Annotated in this window: 19 protein-coding genes; 6 read left to right on the top strand and 13 right to left on the bottom strand. The window is 45.3% G+C overall.

Annotated features, from left to right (window positions below):
* Positions 1 to 140 precede the first annotated feature (140 nt).
* The gene (locus H171_RS24715) at positions 141 to 626 is read left to right on the top strand and encodes a hypothetical protein (RefSeq protein WP_278281680.1); all 486 of its coding nucleotides are present in this window, start codon (positions 141 to 143) and stop codon (positions 624 to 626) included.
* Between the two features lie 596 nt (positions 627 to 1,222).
* Positions 1,223 to 2,200, top strand: coding sequence for an acyltransferase family protein (locus H171_RS02605; RefSeq protein WP_100303755.1), 978 nt, complete (start codon positions 1,223 to 1,225; stop codon positions 2,198 to 2,200).
* 407 nt (positions 2,201 to 2,607) lie between these two features.
* Here the strand turns inward: H171_RS02605 and H171_RS02600 are convergent, their stop codons facing one another.
* From H171_RS02600 to recQ, 12 genes are all read right to left on the bottom strand, one after another.
* The gene (locus H171_RS02600; RefSeq protein ID WP_100303754.1) at positions 2,608 to 3,618 is read right to left on the bottom strand and encodes a GGGtGRT protein; all 1,011 of its coding nucleotides are present in this window, start codon (positions 3,616 to 3,618) and stop codon (positions 2,608 to 2,610) included.
* Positions 3,619 to 3,693: 75 nt separating this feature from the next.
* Positions 3,694 to 4,386: an iron-sulfur cluster assembly scaffold protein gene (locus tag H171_RS02595; RefSeq protein ID WP_025234293.1), complete on the bottom strand. Its 693-nt coding sequence runs from the start codon at positions 4,384 to 4,386 to the stop codon at positions 3,694 to 3,696.
* 158 nt (positions 4,387 to 4,544) lie between these two features.
* The gene (locus tag H171_RS02590; RefSeq protein ID WP_100303753.1) at positions 4,545 to 5,795 is read right to left on the bottom strand and encodes a C40 family peptidase; all 1,251 of its coding nucleotides are present in this window, start codon (positions 5,793 to 5,795) and stop codon (positions 4,545 to 4,547) included.
* 120 nt (positions 5,796 to 5,915) lie between these two features.
* Positions 5,916 to 7,295 (bottom strand): MATE family efflux transporter, encoded by a 1,380-nt coding sequence (locus H171_RS02585; protein WP_100303752.1) that lies wholly within the window; start codon positions 7,293 to 7,295, stop codon positions 5,916 to 5,918.
* A 69-nt stretch (positions 7,296 to 7,364) separates the two neighbouring features.
* A complete protein-coding gene (gene gltA, locus H171_RS02580) occupies positions 7,365 to 8,753 on the bottom strand; it encodes an NADPH-dependent glutamate synthase (RefSeq protein WP_100303751.1) in 1,389 nt (462 codons plus the stop codon).
* Complete coding sequence (locus tag H171_RS02575; protein ID WP_100303750.1) at positions 8,753 to 9,643, bottom strand: sulfide/dihydroorotate dehydrogenase-like FAD/NAD-binding protein; 891 nt, start codon at positions 9,641 to 9,643, stop codon at positions 8,753 to 8,755. Before H171_RS02575 ends, gltA begins: the two co-directional genes overlap by 1 nt.
* A 260-nt stretch (positions 9,644 to 9,903) precedes the next feature.
* Positions 9,904 to 10,395, bottom strand: coding sequence for a dihydrofolate reductase (locus H171_RS02570; protein WP_100303749.1), 492 nt, complete (start codon positions 10,393 to 10,395; stop codon positions 9,904 to 9,906).
* Positions 10,396 to 10,416: 21 nt separating this feature from the next.
* On the bottom strand, positions 10,417 to 11,037 hold the full coding sequence (locus H171_RS02565) for a hypothetical protein (protein ID WP_100303748.1): 621 nt from the start codon (positions 11,035 to 11,037) through the stop codon (positions 10,417 to 10,419).
* Between the two features lie 334 nt (positions 11,038 to 11,371).
* The gene (locus H171_RS24015; protein WP_157803098.1) at positions 11,372 to 11,548 is read right to left on the bottom strand and encodes a hypothetical protein; all 177 of its coding nucleotides are present in this window, start codon (positions 11,546 to 11,548) and stop codon (positions 11,372 to 11,374) included.
* On the bottom strand, positions 11,538 to 14,711 hold the full coding sequence (locus tag H171_RS02555; protein WP_100303746.1) for an SbcC/MukB-like Walker B domain-containing protein: 3,174 nt from the start codon (positions 14,709 to 14,711) through the stop codon (positions 11,538 to 11,540). The genes H171_RS24015 and H171_RS02555 overlap by 11 nt, the downstream gene beginning before the upstream one ends.
* Positions 14,708 to 15,877 carry an exonuclease SbcCD subunit D gene (locus H171_RS02550; RefSeq protein WP_100303745.1) on the bottom strand — a complete coding sequence of 390 codons (1,170 nt, stop codon included), beginning with the start codon at positions 15,875 to 15,877 and terminating at the stop codon, positions 14,708 to 14,710. The genes H171_RS02555 and H171_RS02550 overlap by 4 nt, the downstream gene beginning before the upstream one ends.
* Before the next feature lie 33 nt (positions 15,878 to 15,910).
* Entirely contained in the window at positions 15,911 to 17,743 is a 1,833-nt protein-coding gene (gene recQ, locus H171_RS02545) for a DNA helicase RecQ (protein WP_100307395.1), read from the bottom strand.
* A gap of 231 nt (positions 17,744 to 17,974) precedes the next feature.
* Between recQ and H171_RS02540 the strand changes: the two genes are divergently transcribed.
* Positions 17,975 to 18,862 (top strand): DMT family transporter, encoded by an 888-nt coding sequence (locus H171_RS02540; RefSeq protein WP_100303744.1) that lies wholly within the window; start codon positions 17,975 to 17,977, stop codon positions 18,860 to 18,862.
* Here the strand turns inward: H171_RS02540 and H171_RS02535 are convergent.
* Entirely contained in the window at positions 18,812 to 19,366 is a 555-nt protein-coding gene (locus H171_RS02535) for a ClbS/DfsB family four-helix bundle protein (RefSeq protein WP_100303743.1), read from the bottom strand. The two genes, H171_RS02540 and H171_RS02535, sit on opposite strands and share 51 nt — an antisense overlap.
* A gap of 264 nt (positions 19,367 to 19,630) precedes the next feature.
* Between H171_RS02535 and H171_RS02530 the strand changes: the two genes are divergently transcribed.
* From H171_RS02530 to H171_RS02520, 3 genes are all read left to right on the top strand, one after another.
* Positions 19,631 to 21,148, top strand: coding sequence for a DUF4118 domain-containing protein (locus H171_RS02530; protein ID WP_100303742.1), 1,518 nt, complete (start codon positions 19,631 to 19,633; stop codon positions 21,146 to 21,148).
* Positions 21,141 to 21,839: a response regulator gene (locus H171_RS02525; protein ID WP_100303741.1), complete on the top strand. Its 699-nt coding sequence runs from the start codon at positions 21,141 to 21,143 to the stop codon at positions 21,837 to 21,839. The genes H171_RS02530 and H171_RS02525 overlap by 8 nt, the downstream gene beginning before the upstream one ends.
* 169 nt (positions 21,840 to 22,008) lie before the next feature.
* The gene (locus H171_RS02520) at positions 22,009 to 22,401 is read left to right on the top strand and encodes a hypothetical protein (RefSeq protein ID WP_100303740.1); all 393 of its coding nucleotides are present in this window, start codon (positions 22,009 to 22,011) and stop codon (positions 22,399 to 22,401) included.
* The last annotated feature ends 2 nt before the right edge of the window (positions 22,402 to 22,403 follow it).

The raw sequence follows: 22,403 nt of genomic DNA, 5'->3' as shown, positions 1-22,403 counted from the left end.
TGATTTCCTCAATATACCAGTCTGAGTTTTGATACCACCGGTAACCAGAAACAACGCTCTGATTACTACTTCTGGGAATCAGCCAAAAATTGTCTCCATTTTTCATCCAGACATAAATCATATTATCCATGCAATCTTCAATGATTGAAACAATTGTACTTGGAAACGAAGATAGCGACTCTTGTGACTCAATATCTTCTAACTCCCACAGTCTGGCCACTGTAGAAATTGAAGAAGCCATCGGAGCGGTAGGACCTGTTGGAATCATAGGACCTGTTGGACCTGTTGGACTAGTGGGACCCATAGGTCTCGTCGGGCCTGTCGGAGTTGTCGGACTTGTTGGTATTTTGAGCCCTGGAAAGCCTGGAAATCTTGTGGGGCCTGTAGGTACTGTCGGGCCTGTTGGTGCTGTAGGACCTGTCGGACCTGTTGGTGCTGTAGGACCTGGCGGGGCTGTCGGGCCAGTCGGACCTGTCGGGACTATAGGACCTGTCGGGCCTGTAGGACCTGTCGGACCTGGCGGGACTATAGGACCTGTCGGGCCTGTAGGACCAATCGGACCTGTCGGACCTGTCGGGCCTGTAGGACCTGGCGGGCCTGTAGGACCTGTCGGGCCTGTAATTTGATTTTCAAAAAGCCTATATTTTGCTCCGTTTTCTTCTTGTGTGGGTATCCAGTTCATGCCTGAATATATATTTCCTCTTGAATATAAATTGCCATATCGATAATCATAATGCATATTTATGATTCCTTTATTTATATTTCTAATATATTTATATATATATCCGAATAGATAAGTGCTTGTTCCGAATAGATAAGTGCCTGTTTATAATAAATAAAGAAATTTATGAAAGTATACGGTTCGGATACCATCATCGGCCCATATTGGAGCAACCGCCTGCGTCTGCACACCTTGTTCACCGGATTCGCACATACAAGGCCCTGACTAGTTTGTACCTGGTAGGCACTTAAATTGTCCTGGGTAAGCATTGCCAGCGTTGTGAGATACTTCTGAGGATCCGCAAAATGCATCCGGAAGCTTCTTCCGTTGCTACTCTCCTCGATTTCAATTATAGTTCCATTTTTTATTTGATTTTGTCCATGAATAAAAAATTAGTCCCTTAAGGGACTAGCTGATTGATAAAAATAATCGTCAATATACTTTTTACATTTTTTATGGTATCATTCGAGATACATAGACAAAGCTAAACAGGAGATAAAAATGGATAAAAAATCTAGAATCTTCCAGATTGATAACATAAAGTGTATATTAATATTTTTAGTTGTTTTTGGTCATCTTTGTGAACAGATGCCATTTAAAAGCAGCAGATTCCTGTATTTACTAATTTATTCTTTCCATATGCCCGCATTTGCTTTTATTTCAGGATATTGTTGTAAAAAAACGACTAAAGAAATATTAATCTCAAAATATTTCTATCCGTACATAGTTTTTCAAACCTGTTATATTGCATTTGCAAAATACATATTACACGAAACTATAAAATTTCAATATACCACTCCATATTGGATTCTTTGGTATTTATTAGCCCTTTTTTTATGGAATATAGTAATTTCAATATTTAGTGATACAGAAAAAATATTAAAATGTATACTTATAATTGGATGCATAATCGCTTTGTTAGTGGGATATATTGACACAGTTTCGTATTATCTCAGCTTGTCAAGAATATTAGTAATGTTCCCATTCTTTGTAAGCGGGTACTATCTGAAGATAAGAAATTTCCAAATTTTTAAGCCTGGTGAAAGGAAAACTAATATACTTCCCAAGTTTCTCACTTTGCTTTGTGTTGTTTTAGTAAGCTGTATATTGTATCTGGCTCAGCACAAAATCCAAGCATCTTGGGCATATCACTCTTTGCCTTACCATGAATTACAATACAGTATATGGAATCGTGCTTTTTTTCTTATAATATCTGTAATATTCATAACATTTTTATGTATGTTTATACCCAACAAAAATATGGGTATTATCACGAGTATAGGCCAAAATACCATTGGAATATTTTTATTACACGGATTTATTATCCGCTATCTAACCTATAAAAACATCTTGCAAACTTTGCCACTCCCTCAATTAAGCATAATATTATTATCAATCATTATTATCTTAGCCTGTTCAAGTAAACCAGCCATTATATTATTAAAACCGTTAATAATGTTGCCATTAAAGCGGAAATAATTATTTAATTTTCATACCTACCCATAGACCTGCTCCCACCAAACCCCCATGCCTTCTCCTTCCTCCCGGTATTCTGGGCAATCCTAATATAACAGCTTGTTCACACCTTTTTATGTAAACACATATACTAATATTGCAGAATGGATTATCAAAACATAAGGGAAGCTTTTATAATACTTTTTAACTCCTTCAAATTATTACTTCTTATCCTCATAGTTCCTGATATGAAACTCTGCAGTACTGCTGAATCATAATATATTAGATATTACATTTAAAAACCCTTGTTACAACCTTTTATTTAGTGCCGGTAGTGTCCATTACCCAGACATACAAAAAGAGGAGCCGCCAAAGCGAACTCCTCTTTTCACTATCAAATGGTATATTACCTTTAAAATAAAGGTTTATCCTTAGAATTTACCTTCTTTTGCACTCTCTTCAATTCCTACAGCTACAGCAACGGTAGCTCCGACCATAGGGTTATTTCCCATACCGATCAGACCCATCATTTCCACATGAGCTGGAACGGAAGAAGAACCTGCGAACTGAGCATCAGAGTGCATACGTCCCATAGTATCAGTCATACCGTAGGAAGCTGGGCCTGCTGCCATGTTATCCGGATGAAGGGTACGTCCTGTACCGCCGCCGGATGCTACGGAAAAGTACTTCTTGCCCTTCTCTGAACATTCTTTCTTATAGGTTCCTGCTACCGGATGCTGGAATCTGGTTGGGTTGGTAGAGTTTCCTGTGATAGAAACGTCAACGCCTTCCTTCCACATAACTGCAACACCTTCTGTTACATCGTTAGCGCCGTAGCAGTTAACTTTTGCTCTTAAGCCTTCTGAGTAAGACTTTCTCCAAAGCTCTTTTACTTCGCCTGAGTAATAATCCATCTCTGTTTCTACATATGTAAATCCATTGATTCTGGAAATGATCTGTGCTGCATCCTTTCCTAAACCATTTAAAATAACTCTTAATGGTTTCTGACGAACCTTGTTTGCCTTCTCAGCAATACCAATTGCGCCTTCAGCTGCTGCAAAGGACTCATGACCTGCCAAAAAGCAGAAGCACTCGGTCTCTTCTTCCAGAAGCATCTTTCCTAAGTTACCGTGTCCCAGACCTACTTTACGCTGGTCGGCAACGGAACCTGGAATACAGAAAGCCTGAAGACCTTCTCCAATAGCTGCTGCTGCGTCTGCCGCTTTTTTACAGTCTTTCTTGATTGCAATTGCTGCGCCAACGATGTAAGCCCAACAGGCATTCTCAAAACAGATCGGCTGGATCTTCTTTACCTGCTCGTATACATCCAGACCTGCATCTTTTGTAATCTTTTCAGCTTCTTCAATAGAAGCAATGCCATAGCTGTTTAATACAGAATTGATTTTGTCAATTCTTCTCTCATATGATTCAAATAATGCCATTATCTTGTCCTCCTTATTATTGGCCAAATATCTTCGCTTTGATAACCGCTATCCGACAGGCTTTTGCCAATCTGATTATTCATGTCTTGGGTCAATGATCTTAGCAGCTTCGGCAACGCGTCCATACTGTCCTTTTGCCTTTTCCCAAGCAGTCGTCGGGTCATCACCCTTCTTGATAAAGTCAGTCATCTTTCCAAGGCTTACGAACTGATAGCCAATGATCTGATCTTCTTCATCCAGAGCGATACCGGTTACATAGCCTTCCGCCATCTCTAAGTAACGAGGACCTTTCTTTAATGTTCCGTACATGGTACCAACCTGTGAACGGAGACCCTTTCCTAAGTCTTCCAGTCCCGCACCTACCGGAAGTCCATCCTCAGAAAATGCACTCTGTGTTCTGCCGTATGCGATCTGTAAGAATAATTCTCTCATAGCGGTGTTGATTGCGTCACAAACAAGGTCTGTATTTAATGCTTCTAAAACGGTCAGTCCTGGCAGAATCTCTGCTGCCATAGCAGCGGAATGTGTCATACCGGAGCAGCCGATAGTCTCTACTAATGCTTCCTGGATAATACCCTCTTTAACGTTAAGAGTCAGCTTGCATGCACCCTGCTGAGGAGCACACCAGCCAACGCCATGTGTCAGACCGGAGATATCTTTAACTTCTCTAGATTTTACCCATTTTGCTTCTTCTGGGATTGGAGCAGCGCCGTGATGAACGCCCTGTGCCACTGTGCACATCTCTTCTACTTCCTGTGAATAAATCATGTTAAAACTCCTTTCGAATAAGTAATAATTGTGAACAGTACTTTGTTAAATATATCACATCATACTTGATTACATTTTCTCATATAATGTCGATTTCCGCAAGCTCTTTTTAAGGAAACAGGGGGGGATCCGAGGATCCCTCCCTGCAAAACAGATTCCTATACAATTCTTCTGACGGATAGAATCGTCCGGTAGGTGGCATTTCCTACCTTAATTCCGGTCGACGGGGAGCTGGCATGTACAATTTGTCCATTGCCGATATAAATTCCTATATGGCCTGCATAGCAGATCAGGTCTCCCGGCTGGGCTTCAGAATAGGATACCTCACGCCCTGCAGAGCGCTGCTCCGAAGAGCTTCTTGGCAGGGAGTAGCCGAATTTCTTGTACACAGACAGTACAAACCCGGAGCAGTCCGTACCATTCGTCAGGCTGGTACCTCCAAATACATAGGGGTTCCCCACAAACTGAAGTCCGTAATCCGCAACCGCACGCCCCTCCGCTGATCCCCCGCTACTTTTGGAGGCAGACGGTCCGGTGTACTTGTTGTTGGCATTGGATGACTTGGGTTTTGAGCTGGTGTTAGCCGCAGCTTTCTTTCTGGCATCTTCCTCCGCCTTTTTCCTGGCTTCTTCGGCTGCCTTCTTTCTGGCCTCCTCTTCTTTCGCCTTGCGGATCTCCTCATTCTTCTTTGCAACCGTCTGAGCATAAACCGCCGCATCCTGCTTGGCTTGTGCAAGCTGGCTGTCGAAATTGGAAACTTCTTTTTTCTTCGTGGAGATCAGTGTCTCAAGTGCAGATTGCTGTTCCTTGTACTCCAGCTCCATGACTTCCATCTCAGCCTTGTCCTCTTCCAGGTCAGACTTATAATCGGCCACCTTCTGCTTTGTCTCCTGGTAAGTGATCAGCATGTTCCGGTCATATGTATAAATTCCTTCTACGTATTCCGCCTTATTAAGAAGATCAGACATGTTCTTTACCTGAAGGAAAATATCCAGATATTCTGTATCCCCCTTCTCATACATGTACTGGATTCGCTTCTTCATGGAAGAGTACTGCTTTTCTTCCTCTTTCTTAGCCGCTGCATAGTCCAGTTCTGCCTGCTTGATCTCTGCTTCCTTGCTGGCCATATCACTTTCCAGAACTTTGATATCTGCCAAAAGAGCAGTCAGATCAGAAGTCAGCTTCGATACCTGATTCTGGGCAGCACTCTTTTTGCCTTCCGCTTCCTGGGCTTTTTTATTTGCCTCTTCCAGTTTCTTTTGCGCTTCCTGCTTTTCTTTTTCTGCTTTTGACGTGGCCCAGGCGGGAACAGTCTGGCCGCAGACCATTGCACTTACCAACAGGCCGCAGAGAAGCTTTTTAATCATTTTCCTGTTTCTTTCATACATATTCTGCATTTTTCGTTTCATCGTCAGTTCCTTTTCCCCTTTTTTCTACCTTATATGTTAACGTATAACCATGGTGAAATTCAAGTCTTTTTTGGAAAATTTTGATAATTGTAAGATACTGCCAAATGAACTTCGGGTTAGCTATTCAAGTTCCGCTTCCAGCCGGGCCTGGTGTTTATCCTGTGGCAGCTTTCCTGCCACCACAAGGAAGGATATGAAGAATAGAATCCCCTTGATGATACTTGAAATGGTAAAAGCCCACCAGATTCCGTCAAGCCCAAGGGCTGTGCTGCTTAAAATCATGGCAAGAGGTATCCTGGCGGAAGTAAATAAAACGCTGATGACCGAGCAGAGAAGAGTCCTGCCAAGACCGGAGAGCGCCCCTACTGTTGTCAGTTCAATGCACATGAACATCTGGCAAAAGCCCAGGATCACAAGATAGCGTACTCCCATTGGAATAACTTCTGGTTCATGGATGAATAACCCGAATATATGCTCGGGAAGGCCGATCAGAAGAGCTGAGCAGAACAATCCCCAGACAAACATGACTCCGATTGCCGTAAAATAGCCCTTTTTCACTCTTCCATACTGACCTGCTCCATAATTTTGGCCCACAAAGGAATTAATGGCGGCTGCAAATCCATCTGCCGTCATCCACGATATGGATTCGATCTGTCCGCCCACCCGCAGCACCGCCACAGCAATATCTCCAAATCCGGTCACAAACCGGGTCAGAATCATGGAAATGCTGGTATAAATAAGGTTCTGAACGGAAGCAGGGAAACCGATCCGGATCATGGCTTTCATATAATCCCAGGGGACCTTATGAAACACCTTCACCTTATCAAACAGCACCTGGTCCTTTCGAATGGCAATGAGGAATACTGCGGTAACCACTGCCTGGGCCATGACCGTGGCAATAGCCGCCCCCGCTACTCCTAAGCCCTTGATCGGACCCACCCCAAAAATCAGGACAGGATCCAGTACCATATTCAAAACCAGGCCGATAAAATTCGCAAGCAGCGGTGTTTTGCTGTCGCCCATCGCTGTCATGATCCCGGTAATAATCGAATTCATAAAGGAAAATACAATCAATCCACAGGTAATCCTTAAATAAACCTGGGCATTATATGCAACAAAAACATTATTTAACCCAAAAAAGGCGATCAAAGGCTTTGCCCCGAAAAACGTCACCACTCCATACAGCAGTGCAAACAAAAGCCCCATCTGAACCGAGCCGGAAGCATAGACTGCCGCATCCTTCCTGTCTCCCTTTCCAAGCGCATGAGCTACCTTTACCTGGCCGCCCATTTTTGCCAGAGCAACAACGCCCTGGGAGAGCCAGACATACATGCCCCCTGCGCCGACCGCGGCGACAGCCGGGGAACCGACGAACCCGATCCAGGCCATATCCGTCAGATTATAAGCCATCTGCACCAGGGCCGTGACCATGATGGGAAGGGCCAGGCCGGTCAATGATGTAAAAATATGTCCATTTAATAAATCAATTTTTTTATTCATAAATAATGTAACGACCTTTCAAAAGGGCCGCCAGTGAACTGGCAGCCCTTTCATTTCTTACTATCTGGATTATTCCTTAGAAGAAAGGTATTCATCAATGCCTCTTGCTCCAGCCCGTCCGGCCTCCATAGCCAGAATAACGGTTGCAGCTCCTGTTACCGCATCTCCTCCGGCGTAAACGCCTTCCTTGCTGGTCTTTCCTGTAGATTCCTCAGCAATGATACATTTACGCTTATTGATATCCAGTCCTTTAGTTGTATTGGATATAAGCGGATTCGGTGAAGTTCCTAATGACATGATAACGGTATCTACATCAATGACGAATTCAGATCCCTCTATCTCAACAGGTCTTCTTCTGCCGGAAGCATCCGGCTCTCCAAGCTCCATTTTAATGCATTTCATTCCATTTACCCAGCCTTTATCATCGGTGAGAATTTCTATCGGGTTGGATAAAAGGTTGAAAATGATTCCCTCTTCCTTTGCGTGGTGAACTTCTTCCGCTCTTGCCGGAAGCTCCGCCTCACTTCTTCTATATACAACGTGTACCTCTGCGCCAAGACGAAGGGCCGTCCTGGCTGCATCCATGGCAACGTTTCCGCCGCCTACCACTGCAACCCTCTTGCCTGCTACGATAGGGGTATCATAATCACTGCGGAACGCTTTCATCAGGTTGCTTCTGGTTAAATATTCGTTGGCAGAGAATACGCCGTTTGCGTTCTCTCCCGGAATTCCCATGAACATAGGAAGACCTGCTCCAGAACCGATGAATATGGCCTGGAATCCTTCTTCATCCAAAAGCTCGTCAATGGTCACGGACTTGCCGATGATCACATTTGTTTCAATCTTAACGCCAAGCTTTCTTACGTTGTCAATCTCCGGCTGAACCACACCTTCCTTTGGAAGACGGAATTCCGGAATGCCATAGGTCAATACGCCGCCCGGTTCATGAAGAGCTTCAAAAATAGTAACTTCATAGCCCATTTTAGCCAGGTCACCGGCACAGGTTAAACCGGAAGGACCGGAACCGATGACGGCTACCTTCTTGCCATTGGTCTTTTCCGGGGCAGCCGGTACGAAACCGTACTCTCTGGAATAGTCCGCCACAAAACGCTCCAGCTTTCCGATAGAAATGGGTTCTCCCTTGATTCCTCGGATACACTGGCCTTCGCACTGGCTCTCCTGGGGGCATACCCGGCCACAGACAGCTGGTAGTGCAGAGGACTCAGCAATAATCCTGGCAGCCTCTTCATGGTTTCCTTTTTCCACTTCTTTAATAAAACCGGGAATATTAATGGATACCGGGCAGCCTGCTACACATTTGGGGTTTTTGCAGTTAATGCAGCGGCTGGCTTCTTCTTTTGCTTCTTCCTCATTATATCCAAGACAAACCTCTTCAAAGTTCGTCGCTCTTACCTTAGGGTCTTGTTCTCTTACTGGTACTTTCTTTAATACATCCATTACTCGTTACCTCCACACAATCCGCAGCCGCCGTGATGAGTATCGCCCTCACTCTCTTTTAAAACCGCGCGCCCTTCTTCTGATTTATACATCATCTGGCGCTTCATGGCCTCATCAAAATTAACCAGATGGCCGTCAAACTCCGGTCCGTCTACACAGGCAAATTTCACTTCACCGCCGACCGTAACACGGCAGGCACCGCACATGCCGGTTCCGTCTACCATGACCGGGTTTAAGCTTACAACCGTAGGAATACCAAGCTCCTTGGTCATAAGGCAGGCGAACTTCATCATGATCATCGGTCCGATGGCTACGCACACATCGTATTTCTTACCCTGGTTCAGAACCAGGTCTTTGATTACCTCAGTTACCAGGCCCTTTCTTTCATAAGAGCCGTCATCTGTGGTTATATATAAATTTCCGGCCTGCTCTCTCATGGCATCTTCCAGAATCAATAAGTCCTTAGTCTTTGCCCCTACGATGACATCCACGTCAATGCCGTGCTCTTTCATCCATTTTACCTGGGGATAAACAGGAGCAGTTCCAACACCGCCGGCCACAAATAAATATTTCTTTTTCTTCAGCTCTTCTATATCTTCGTGTACGAATTCAGATGCATTGCCCAAAGGACCCACCACATCTGCAAAGCTGTCTCCTGCCTTTAAAACAGCCATCTTTTCCGTGCTTGCACCAACGGTTTGGAATACAATGGTAATGCTTCCCTTCTCACGATCATAATTACAAATGGTCAGGGGAATTCTCTCCCCTCTGTCATCCATCTTGACAATAACAAATTCTCCAGGCTGGCAGGCTTTGGCAATCCGAGGTGCTTCCACATCCATCAGATAGATCTTGTCAGCTAACATCTCTGCTTTTAAAATCCTATACATCTTCATCCTCCTAATGTCTTCGTGAATATACCTGTACACCTTTCCTGATGCCTTCCCCAACGATCAGGTGAAATAGTACTCGTATCATATTACCATTTTTATATGGCACTGACAACATTTATTAAAAAAATATCAATAAAAATTTATAGATTCGGTCGTATTTTGCCTATAATCTTACAGATTTTGTATCCTGATGAAGCAACTGGATATGCTTGTATATCCAGTTAATTCACAGGCGAAAGGCTGAAAAGCTCCTGAATTTAACCTTTCCTCTGATACATGCGGAACGTATAGCATAAATCAAAATAAGTCTGTTCATCGCTTTCCGCCGCCATTTCCCATGTCGGATCCTGGTCCAGATTGGTGAAATGTGTATCGGCACTGTACATATAGTCAATATAAGTCACATGGGCCGTTTTACAATATGGGAAAAACTGTTCGTAAATACTTTGCCCGCCTATGATAAAGCAATCCTCCTCCGGATAATTACCAAGCTCTTTAAGGGCCTCTGGAAGGCTGTGGCAGACAACTGCTCCCTTTACTTTATAATCCGGATCCCTGGTCAATACGATGTTGATTCTTCCATAGAGCGGCTGCTTTCCAGGAAGGCTCTCAAGTGTCTTTCGTCCCATGACGATCACCTTCCCCATGGTTTCCTCCCGGAACAGCTTTTTATCCTCTGGGATGGAAACAAGAAGCTGGCCCTGATTGCCGATGGACCAGTTTTTATCCACTGCAACAATGATATTCATAGGTCAACCCCTCCTTTTCCTTTATTCTTCTCCAATGATCAGTTCTTTTGCATAAGGAAGTGATTCGATCCACCGGCAGAAGTCATGCCATTCTTCCAGCTTGTGGCTGCGCCTTGCAAAGTAAATATTGATCAGGGTTTCATAATTTAAGGTGCATGTCCTCATCTGGTTATAGCTGGATGGAAGGAGCTGAATCAGATCATACCAGTCCTCTTTCTTTTTATTCTCTATGTAGCGCAGACGGATCTTTTCCAATTCAGACACCACAGTTTCCATAAAAACCAACGTTCCTTCCGACATATGGTCATGGCTGAAATCCTCCAGTTCAAAGGGCTTGCTGTGAATCTTATGCATGGTACTGGTGGAATTGGCCACAGTAGCCACTTTGTAGGTATCGTATTCTTTCCACCAGTAAATCGGCGCCGTAATATCCACAGATACCAGGATCTGGCGGATGTATTTGCGGTGGTCGCTTCCTGCTTTTCTCAGCCGCTTTGCAAGGCCGAGATCATTGGGTCCAAGGATGTATTCACCCTTCTCATTATATCCGCTGTCCATCCGGTCCCAGCTATTCATGGGATTTCTTGCACCCCGAATGGCATTTTCTATGTTCATAACACTGGTTCTTTCGCAGTTTAACATGGTATCTTCCTTTCTGTATGTTAATCTTGTTTCGTGGCTCTATTTATTATAGAGCAAAATACCCGATTCATCCATTGATTTATTTTTCAAAAAATCTTAAGTTAAATAATTTCATTTAAGACGTCTATATGGATCTGTCTCCATTAAATAGATATGCAATGCTGCAGACCACAAAAAATATGGCAGATAAGAATAGCCAAAACCTCGGCATATCCCATTGCGGCAGCAAAGTCAAGGGTAATCCCAGAATTCCTGCAACAGTCGCGCCAAGGCTTTTACCGATTGCAAACAGAGGCATGGAAACCGGCTGAAATCAAATTCGTTCCAGACCGGATTATCTTCCCATTCCCAATAGAATAAACAATATTGCCAGAAAGATACTTACAATGGTTGTTTTTTTAACCGGATCACCAAAGGTTCTCCCAAGCTTATTTTTCATGGAAACCAGACCGTAAACAAACCGGGAACATACCAGACCAAACAAGGCTTCCATTACCATGTCATAAACCATCAGGAAGGATATCTAAATCCCACAAAATCCTGCTTCCTTTTTCTGTTTTTTTCACCAGAAGCTTCTTTCCGATCTGTTCCTTTAATTCCGTCACATGGGAAACAATCCCGATCAGTCTGTGCCCCCCGGCCAGCTCCTGAAGGATGCGGACTGCCTTAAGCCTGGATTCCTCATCCAGAGAACCAAAACCTTCGTCAATGAAAAGAGCATCCATACTCACATTCCCTGCCGTGCGCTGGATGATATCCGTCATACCAAGAGCCATGGCAAGAGCTGCCATGAAGGATTCTCCGCCGGAAAGTGTTTTAACATCACGTACCTTATCCGTTGCCATACTGTACACATCCAAATCCAGGCCTACCTCCCCCTGCTTTCCAAGTGTTTCCAAATCCCTGCACTGGAGCAGGAACTGGCCGTCTGTCATAACGTCAAGCCGTTTGTTAGCCGCATGGATCATCTGGTTAAAGTACTGCCTCTGGACATAGGTCTGAAAGTCCAGGCTGACGGAGCCTGCCATTTTCCCGTTGGCTGTCTGAAACAGGGTATGGTACAGACGGTACTTCTCTTCCAGCTGCTCTCTCTCCTTCCACAGCCGCTCCAGATTTTGGGCAGCCTGAAGAGCCCTGCTGCCAATGGCCGTGACCCTTGCCACCCTGGTCTGCAACTGTTTCTGTTCGTCCTTAAGAGCTTCCGCCTGTCCTTTCCATTGCTCCGTTTCTATCCTTTCGCGCCCCTTTGTCTGCTCCTTAAACTGGCCATAAACGGTGCGGGCCTTTAACAGTTCCTTTTCATAATTCCCTGTTTCCTGCTCCCACTGCCTTACAATTTCCGGCGCCCGCTTTGCCTTATGGTAATCCTCTTCTTTTATAAATCCCAGCTCCACCAAGGCGGATTGGAACGCGGCATCTGCCTGCTCAAGTGCAAGCCTTCGCGTCTCTTTGTTTTCCTCTTCCGAAACCAGGCGGCCTTTCCCTTCCTTTTCTTTCACTAAGATATACTGGAATCGTTTATCCGCCTGCTCCTCTGCTCTTAAAAGCTCCTCTTTCCTTTTTTTGAAACCAGCCAGCTTCCCCATGGCTTCCTCTTCCTCTGGGTACGGAAGAAGCTTCTTTATGTGAACCGCCTCTGCAACAGCAGCTGCCCTGTCCAGCTGTTTCTGCTGCCAATTGTTCATTGTCTCTTCTTTTTTATGTTCCAGTTCCTCAAGTTTCCCCCGGTCCGCTTTCCTCTCTTCCAGAAGCTTCTTAAGAAGGCGGTCAGACTCCAATGCCTCCTGTTCTTCCTTTTCCACTTCCTGCAAAAGCATGCCGGCCCGTTCTCTTTCGTCATACAGACGGACACGAAGCTGATCCTGAGGGAAAGAAGTCCCAAACCATTTTTCTTCCTCTCCCTCCAGCAGCTCCTTTAAGTGACGGCAGACCTCCAAGGCCCTGACGGCAGCTTGAACGGCCTGGGATCGCCGTTCCTCTGCCTGATTTCTGGCCTTCTTTGCCTGCTCCACCTCTTCCTGGGTGACAGCATCCTCTATCAGCTCTGCCTTCAGAGGATGATGGACAGAACCGCAGACAGGACAGGGGACTCCATCTGCCAGCTCCTTAGCCATAATTCCAGCCTGCAACGCCAGAAACTCACGAAACCTGTCATTATAGTGCGCTTCCGCCTGTTCGTAATCTTTCTGGGCGCATATAACCGCTTCCTGGTATTCCTCTCGTTTTAAATCTGCCGCCTCCCCTGCCTTAGCTGCTTTCTCAAGGTTTTCCATGGCCTGCTGCCGCTCCAGGAGCACAGTTTTTCTCTGTCTTATTTCCAGCAGACTCCTTGCCCCTTTTTCCAGCTTTTCCTGCCTTGTTTCGTTTGCAGCCAGGCGCTCCTTTAACCGGATCAGTCCGGCCTCAATTCTATGGAAGTACTGTCCGGCCTCCTCTTCCTCTCTTTTCTTATCAAGGGAAGATCTCTCCATGGTTTTCCAGCGGCCATAGAGCGGCATGGACTCATTTAACCGTTCGATGAAAACTGACAGCTTGGGAACTTCTCCCTGGGAGGCCTCCCTGGTTTCCTTAGCCACCTTTTCTGCAGATGCAAGAGCAAGGGTTATCTCCTCCAATTCCTTTTTAAGCTGTTGGGTCCTCTTTATGGCTGCCTCATATTCTCTTTTTTTACCTAAGAACTGGTTCTCCGGGCCTTTTGCCTTTTCTGCCCGGATGGCTTCCTTTAATTGCTCTTCTATCTCCAGCCATTGTTCCTTCTGGCCTTCCAGAATATCCAGCCTGGCCTTTGCCTGCATAAGGCCGTCAAAGAGACGGTTCACTTCCTGGGCCCGGCTTAACTGCCCTTCCACTTCTGAAAGAAGCTTTCCCCTATGGTCCCGTTCTTCACAAAGCTCCTGTTCTTTTTTCTTTATCTCTGCCAGAATGGAACCTAAAAGATTCTTAATCTCCTCTGTCCTTGTCTCCTTAAAATCTAAAAGCTCCCGCCATGATTGCTGATAAGTGCTTTCATCCAAAAGTACTACATTTTCCAGTTCATGAAAACATAACCTGCGGTTGTTCTCCAGACTGTCATAAAAAAAATTGTTCTGCTCTTTTAATTTCAACTGGATGCGGCTGTAAATCCCGGTGTTAAAGATCCTGGAGAATATCTCTTTCCGTTCTCTGGAAGATGCATGAAGAAGCCTTAAATAATCTCCCTGGGCAATCATGGCGATTTGCGAGAACTGGTTTAAGTCCACACCTACAATTTCCTGGATCTTCTGGTTGATATCCCGAAGGCTGCCTGGGTACTCTGATCCATCGGGCAAGAGGAGGGAGGCCTTTGCCGGAACAGGGACTGCAGAATATTCTCCATTTTTATTTCTTCTTTTACTGATCCTTGTATAGGAGGGGCTTCTTGTAATTTCATACCTCTCACCCCCTTCAGAGAATTTCAGGGAAACATAAGTTTCCTGGTCTTCTGCCGCATACTGGCTGCGCATCATGGAAGGCTCCCGCTTCTGTCCGCTTGTTTCCCCGAACAGGGCAAATGAAACGGCATCAAAAATGGTGGTCTTTCCTGCTCCCGTATCTCCTGTAATAAGGAAAATTCCGTGACCGATTTTTTCAAAATCCACGGTTTCCTTTCCTCCATAGGAACCAAAAGCGGACATGGTCAACTGCAATGGCTTCATAATCCCTCTTCCTCCTTTGCTTCCTGTACGATACGCTCCATGGCCTGTTCTTCCTCCATTGTCATCTCTTCCCCTCTTACCGCCTTGAAAAACTGCCGAAATGCCTCCAAAGGTTTAAGAACCGGTACGGTCTCTCCCTCTTCCAGACGCTTTTGCCTGGTGCGCTCATTATCCACCCGAAGCTCCAGTAAATGATCAAACACCTCTTCTAAGCGTTCTCTGACCCGGTAAGGCTCCTCTTCATCGGTGAGCGTGACGCTGACATAATCATGGCGTTTTTCTTCTGAGGCTCTTTTAAGAATTTCAGACAAGGTTCCTATTTCCCGCCTCACATCCTGGATTCCATTGAGCGGAAGGAATTCAAGCTCCGGTTCGTCTCCTTTTTTACCTATATTCACCACAGTGACTGATTTTTTATGGTTTTCTTCGCTGACGGAATATTTATAGGGAGTCCCGCAGTATCGAATAAAAGCCTTGCCCACCTTTTGGGAACCGTGGAGATGTCCCAGAGCTATGTAATCAAAGTCAGAAAGAACAGAGGCATCTACCCGGTCCAAACCGCCCGCCATGATGACCGCCTGCTCTGACTCACAGGTTTCCGGGTCTTTATTGCCTGCTGCGTAAAATTGATGGGATAAAAGGATGTTTCGCTCTCCGGCATCGATGGTTTCTCTCTCCAGTACAGCTCTTATGGCACTTTCGTATCCCTCCGGCTGATTGTCAAGAAAAAGCTGCCTGACATACCCAGGTTTTAAAAAGGGCAGGAGGTAGAAATTCACCGGACCATTTTCATCCCGTAATATCACCTTTTTTAAGTACTCCTCCTGGCTCCTGGGCGGGAACACGGATAAATGAATGCGATGCCGTTCCAGAAAGGCCGAGGCATAGGACAGACGTTCCGGCGAATCATGGTTTCCTGCAATGATCAGGACCGTGATCTCTGGCTTTATTCCGGAAAGGGCTTCCAGGAAATTGCCAAACATGGTATATGCCTCACCGGAAGGAGCCGTTTTATCATAAATATCGCCGCAGATCAGTACAGCATCCGGTTGCTGGGCCGCTGCATAATCCACAATCTGATTTAGGACTTTTTCCTGGTTTTCTTTTAAACTGTAGCCGTTTAACTGTTTTCCGATATGCAAATCAGATAAATGAAAAATCTTCATATTTCCTCTTTCCTGCCCGTGGTCTTGGGGCCATTACAAAAAAACCGCTAAAAACCTCTCACCATATTTCTCGAACTTAAATTCTCCTACCCCGGAAACTGACAGCATCTCTTCCTTTGTCTTCGGTTTCTTCACGGACATATGTACCAGGGTTTTATCGGAGAATACAATATAGGGCGGTACTTTTTCCTCTTTGGCAATTACCATCCGAAGCGCCCTTAGAGTTTCAAACAAAGCAGCCTCCCCTTCTGTCAATTCCAGTGCAGATGCACTTGATTTCTTTATCTTCTTTCCGCTCTTAACCTTCTCCACAGGTTCCTGTTCCTTAGCCATCTTCATGATCACGGATTCACCATCTTCCAGTACCGCCTTTGATTTCTCTGTCAGCTTAACAATGGCGTATTCATCATTGGTTATGGCTAACCAATCGTTTAAAAATAAATGGTTCATCACCTGCCGAAGCTTATAGGCAGGAACCTTTGCCAGATTTCCATAATGAGGATTCTCATTCATCCGGTAGTTTCTGATCTTTGCCGTATTGGCTCCATGTACCGTATCGATAATGACCGCAGTTCCATACCTCTGCCTGCTTGCCTTTACGCATCCCACCAGTTCTTTTGTAATATCCGTCACATCCACTGTTTCAAACTGGCTTAAGCAGTTGGAACAGTTGCCGCAGTAATTTTCCCCATACTCCCCAAAGTACCGCAGGATGTAGTCCCTGAGGCATTCGTTGGTAAAGGAGTAAAAGGTCATCTTCTTAAGCCGTTCACGATCCCGCTCCATGACCATCTGGCGGGTAAGGGAATCCAGCTCCTGATTATCCTGGTTATTGTCAATAAATATCTGATTAGTCACGACATCCTGACCATTGTATAACAGAATGCATTCCCCCGGCTCTCCGTCTCTGGAGCACCGGCCCACTTCCTGATAGTAGGACTCCAGGTTCTTCGGCATGTTGTAATGGATAACAAACCGTACATTGGATTTATCGATTCCCATGCCAAAAGCATTGGTTGCCACCATGATCCGGCTTCTATCAAAGATAAAGTCCTCCTGGTTCTTCCTCCGCTCCTCATCGCTTAACCCGGCGTGGTACCTGGTTGCCGAAAATCCCTCTTGATTCAGCCGGTCACATACCTCTTCCACCAGCTTTCTGGTCAGACAGTAAATAATCCCGCATTGATCCGGGTGGCATTCCACATAGTTCTTTAATGTAGCATACTTATCCTTAGGAGACTGAACTCCCAGATAAAGATTGGGTCTGTCATATCCCGTAGACACCACGGCAGGCTCTCTGAGCATGAGAATATCAATGACATCTTCACGGACTTCTTCGGTAGCAGTGGCCGTAAATGCGCTGATGACCGGACGTTTTGGAAGCCTGTCAATAAAATCCACGATTTTTAAATAGCTGGGTCTGAAATCCTGTCCCCACTGGGATACACAGTGAGCTTCATCCACCGCTACCATAGAAATATTTGTACTTAATGCAAAATCCAGAAATTCATCCGTCACAAGACGTTCCGGTGCTACATAAATAATGGGGTATCGCCCTTCCCGCGCATAGGCCAGGGCCTTATAATACTGACTTGCAGTCAAAGAACTGTTAAGATAAGCGGCATGAATACCTGCTTGATTGAGTGTTGTTACCTGGTCCTTCATGAGGGAGATCAGGGGAGAAATAACCAGTGTGATTCCTTCCATCATAAGAGCTGGAATTTGGAAGCACAGGGATTTTCCGGAACCGGTGGGCATGATTCCCAGGGCGTCTTTTCCGGACAAAATACTGTCGATAAGAATTTCCTGCCCCTCCCGGAAACTGTCGTAGCCGAAATAGTGCTTTAATGCTTGAAATTTATCCATATAACTTTGTTTCTGCTCCTTATCATTTGTTATTTCCATTATACCATTTAACCTTCAAATATTCCACAGGTATTCTTTCATAATGTTGCCGATTCAGCAGCCCTCCATATTTGGATTTAATCTATCTTCCGGAATTGTGAAATAAAGCTGGCTTTTCCCAAATGATCATACTATAATAACTAATGCATTTGATTCCATTTAAATTTTATCTTACAACATAGGAGAATAACTTTGAAAACGAATATTGGACTGTACCTGGCTCTTCTTTTCGGTGTCTTTTCCCTTTCCACTTCCGCTATTTTCGTGCGCCTGGCAAATGCCCCCTCCGCCATAACGGCATTTTTCCGGTTATTTTTTGCCGCTTTGCTCCTTTTGCCATTTTTACTGACCAGCAAGGAAAACAAGCGTCAACTGATGTCCCTTTCGAAAAAGCAATGGACACTGGGGATTTTGTCAGGACTGCTTTTATCCGCCCATTATATGCTGTGGTTTGAATCATTAAGACATACGTCAGTGGCGAGCTCCACCGTAATTGTAACACTGCAGCCCCTATTCTCTATTGCCATCGGATTTATTTTTCTAAAAGAGCGTTTCCATAAGTTGGCCATCGGAGGCTGCCTGATCGCCATTGCCGGCTGCTTTCTGATCGGATGGGGAGATTTTCAAATAAGCTCCCAGGCCCTGTTTGGGGATCTGCTGGCATTCCTGGCGGCAGGATTTATCAGCATCTACTTTTTTATCGGCCAGGCAATTAGAAAGGAATTATCCGCGGTTCCTTACTCCGTCATAAGTTATTTAAGCAGTTCCGTTTTCCTGGGATGCTGTGCAATAATGGAGCGCAGCTCATTTTCCGGCTATCCTGCAGCCACCTGGATGGCCTTTGGGGGATTAGCTCTTATATCAACTGTATTTGGTCAGTTTATTTTTAATTGGCTGTTAAAGTGGATTCCTGCAACCGTTATATCCATGAGCATTTTAGGCGAAACCATTGGTACATGTATTCTGGCTTATTTTATTTTAAATGAAGCAATCTCCTTTCAGCAGGGAGCGGGGATTGCTACGATTCTGCTAGGACTGGTGCTGTTTTTCCTCAGCCCGCCCATACAGAGAGACCGGTGACAGCTTCTTCCATTTTCTGATTTTACTTCTAAATGACTGAAAAGGAGCTACCGTATTGATGTGGATCCATTTCCAGATCGGCCAATTGGAAGGAGTAGAAGCAGCCCACCTCCTGCCTCCGGGCTGAAAAAGCTCATCATCTGAGTAACTTTCTGTCATATTCATAACTTTTTGAACCGTTTCGTTAAACATGGTACATAATTCCTGTAAACTGCATGATTCGTATTGCCTGTAAAAGCTCTCATACAAGCCACCCAGGTTATTCCATTTATAATCAGGATGAGGGGTGATAACTGTACTTCCCTGCTGCTCTAGCTCTTCCCAGAAAAGAAGGAGGTTCAGCCACCCTAATTGATAGGCCACCATCTGCGCCGGCGTCCTGTCCACACCATCCAATGGTTTATCCTTGTCAGCTTCCCGGATGTGGGAAAATTCTTCAATGAATAGCTCCGCCCGTTTTGAGATTTCATCTATCAATTCCTGTTTATCTTTATATTCTGTCATATGACACTTCCTTTCCTGTTCCTATCTTCTATTGCAGCCAGCCGGTGATGTAAAAAACAGATTTTCTCATATATGCATTATACTCCCAACCTGACGAATCAGCAATGAATGGTTTTGCTGTTGCAATTATTTATTCAGACAATTATAATTATATGAATCAGTTATGGGAAGGATGAAACATATGTACGCCCGGAAACCATGATCAGCGGTACATATGCAAATAAAAGGCCTGTTACAGGCATGCATCGCAAGGAGGCGGTAAAAATGGCAGAAAATAATCGGGGTGAGCATCGCAGTTATGTTCTTACCATCTTTCTTTTTATAGCAGCGGCTACGGGTATCTGCTGGATGTTCCGCTTTCTTCGCTTTCCTGAAACAAATATTGTTGTTGTTTATATTTTGTCCGTTTTGCTGACGGCACGGTTTACAAGAGGATATGCCTATGGCATTGCTGCCACAGTCATAGCGACTTGTATGTTCAATTATTTTTTTACCGAACCGTATTTTACACTTTCAGTTAATGACCCCACCTATTTTATCACCTTTGGAATCATGACCGTTACTTCCATTATCACAAGTGCCTTGACTACAAAAGTAAAGCAAAATGCATTGGAGGCGCGGGAAAAAGAGGCAGAAGCCAGTGCCCTGTACCAGCTGACGAGCCATTTATCCGATGCAGCAGATATTTCCGACATTGCAGCGATCACCGTTAAAACCATCAGTGATATTTTGAACTGCCATGCCGCCTGCCTTTGTTTTGATGAAAACGGCCAACCGGAACAGAGCTTTATCCAACAGAAAAATACAAATGAACAGCTACGCCGGAACGTGGATGACAAGGAAGCCCTCCGCCGCCGCATGGAAAACCTGAAGACAGCTTATGAAGTAGGAACAGAATTTTATGACTGGCCCATTTACGGCCGGGAGGCGATACTTGGCATATTACGGATTCCCAATGAAGCAGCGGAACAAATGAGCGATGCCCAGCTGCGTCTACTCCGTTCCATGTTGGAAAGCGCCGCGCTTGCTATGGACAGTTTCAGAAGCGCTCAGGAACGGATCAATTCCAAGGAAGAAATCGCTCAGGAACGTTATCGCAGCAATCTGCTCCGCGCCATTTCCCACGACCTGCGCACCCCTCTTTCCGGTATTATGGGAACAAGTGAAATGCTTATGGGTATGACAGACCCGGAGGATAGCCGTTATGCGTTAGCAGAAGGCATTTACAAAGATGCCGACTGGCTCCACTCACTTGTGGAAAATATATTAGGCCTGACCCGTCTGCAGGATAGCAGACTTGTACTGAACAAGCAGATGGAAGCGGTTGAGGAAGTGATCGGTGTTGCGGTGATGGCCATTGGAAAACGGGCACCAGAGCGGGAAATCACGGTGCACATCCCAGATTCCGTGATGCTGGTTCCTATGGATGCAAAGCTGATAGACCAGGTTCTTGTGAATCTTTTGGATAACGCCATAAAGCACACACCGCCGGCAGGGGAAATCGCTGTAACGGTAAGAGAAAATGCAGAAGAAGGAGCAGCTGTGTTCACTGTCGCCGACCGGGGCACAGGAATCGCTTCAGTGGATATGTCCCATATTTTTCAAATGTTTTATACGACTCATGGAAAAGAGGCGGATTCACAGAGGGGCGTAGGCCTAGGACTTGCAATATGCGAATCCATAGTTAAGGCTCACGGCGGGACTATATCTGCAAAAAACAGAAAGAATGGCGGTGCGGAGTTTACCTTTACCCTGCCATTGGAGGCTGAGAGTAATGACTAGTAAAAATGAAACTATCCTGGTTGTTGAGGATGATACCCAAATTCGAAATTTTATCTGCTATGCCCTAAAGCAGGAAGGCTTTCCCTATACTACGGCAAGTACGGCACAAAACGCCCTATCCATTCTTGTCTCTCACCAGATCGACCTAATGCTCCTTGATCTTGGCCTGCCAGATTTTGACGGCATGGAGGTTATTAAAAAGGTACGGGAATGGTCAGAAATGCCTATCATCGTTGTATCAGCCCGGGATCAGGATAAGGAAAAGGCGGCAGCTCTGGACAGCGGCGCAGACGATTATCTGACAAAACCATTTTCTGCGACAGAGCTGATGGCCCGGATCCGGGTTGCATTACGCCATTTATACAAAATCGGTGTCACTAAGGCACAGACAATTCTATCCGTGGGAGGTCTTTCCATTGACCTGGAAAAACGTATTGTATCCCTGGAAGGTGACCAACTCCATGTCACCCCTCTTGAATATCATTTACTGACACTTTTTTTAAAGAATCCAGGCAAGGTGCTGACTACCCAGTACATTTTAAAAGAAATCTACGGCGTGGGGTACGGAACTGATACTCAGGCGCTTCGGGCACTCATGGCCGGACTTCGTCGAAAGATTGAACCGACTCCGGCGAAACCAAGATACATTCTTACTGAGATAGGAGTTGGCTACCGGCTTGTAGATGAATAAGAAAGAATAAAAAGACCGTCCCGGTTTCCGAGACGGTCTTTTTATTTTGTAATTATTAATTTTTCTCACAGCTTTCTCACAGGACGCCCCAGCCTCTCACACCACGGTCACGGGATCCACGATATGATAATCATGCAAAGAGGAAAGAGGCATCAAAGGAGGCCTGATCATGAAAGAGCTGGAAATATCTGAAAACAAAAAAGAGCTGAACGCGCTTTGTACTTCTGTCCGAAGGCTTGCACTCACAGGGGAATACAGGGAATGTGAGCGTCTTATATCTGACGCAATGGGAAAATACCCTCATGCCGCAGAGCCGCATAATCTGTTTGGTGTGATTCTTGAAAAAGAGGGGGATCATATAGCGGCCATGAAACACTTCCGCGCTGCCTGGGCATTGGCCCCCTCCTACTTGCCGGCGCGGCAAAATCTGGACAGCTACGGAACATTCTTTTCCAGGGGCCGGACTGCTTATGACGAAAGCGATTGTCCGGAAGAACATCAGGTTGATTATACAAAAGGATCCGATGCACAGAGCATCGGATATGTGGACAGGAGGAAATGAAT

The sequence above is a fragment of the [Clostridium] celerecrescens 18A genome (assembly GCF_002797975.1).
In the GTDB taxonomy this organism is placed as follows: domain Bacteria; phylum Bacillota; class Clostridia; order Lachnospirales; family Lachnospiraceae; genus Lacrimispora; species Lacrimispora celerecrescens.
The sequence above is the reverse complement of the archived record's forward strand: the minus strand, read 5'-3'. Positions and strand labels throughout refer to the sequence as shown.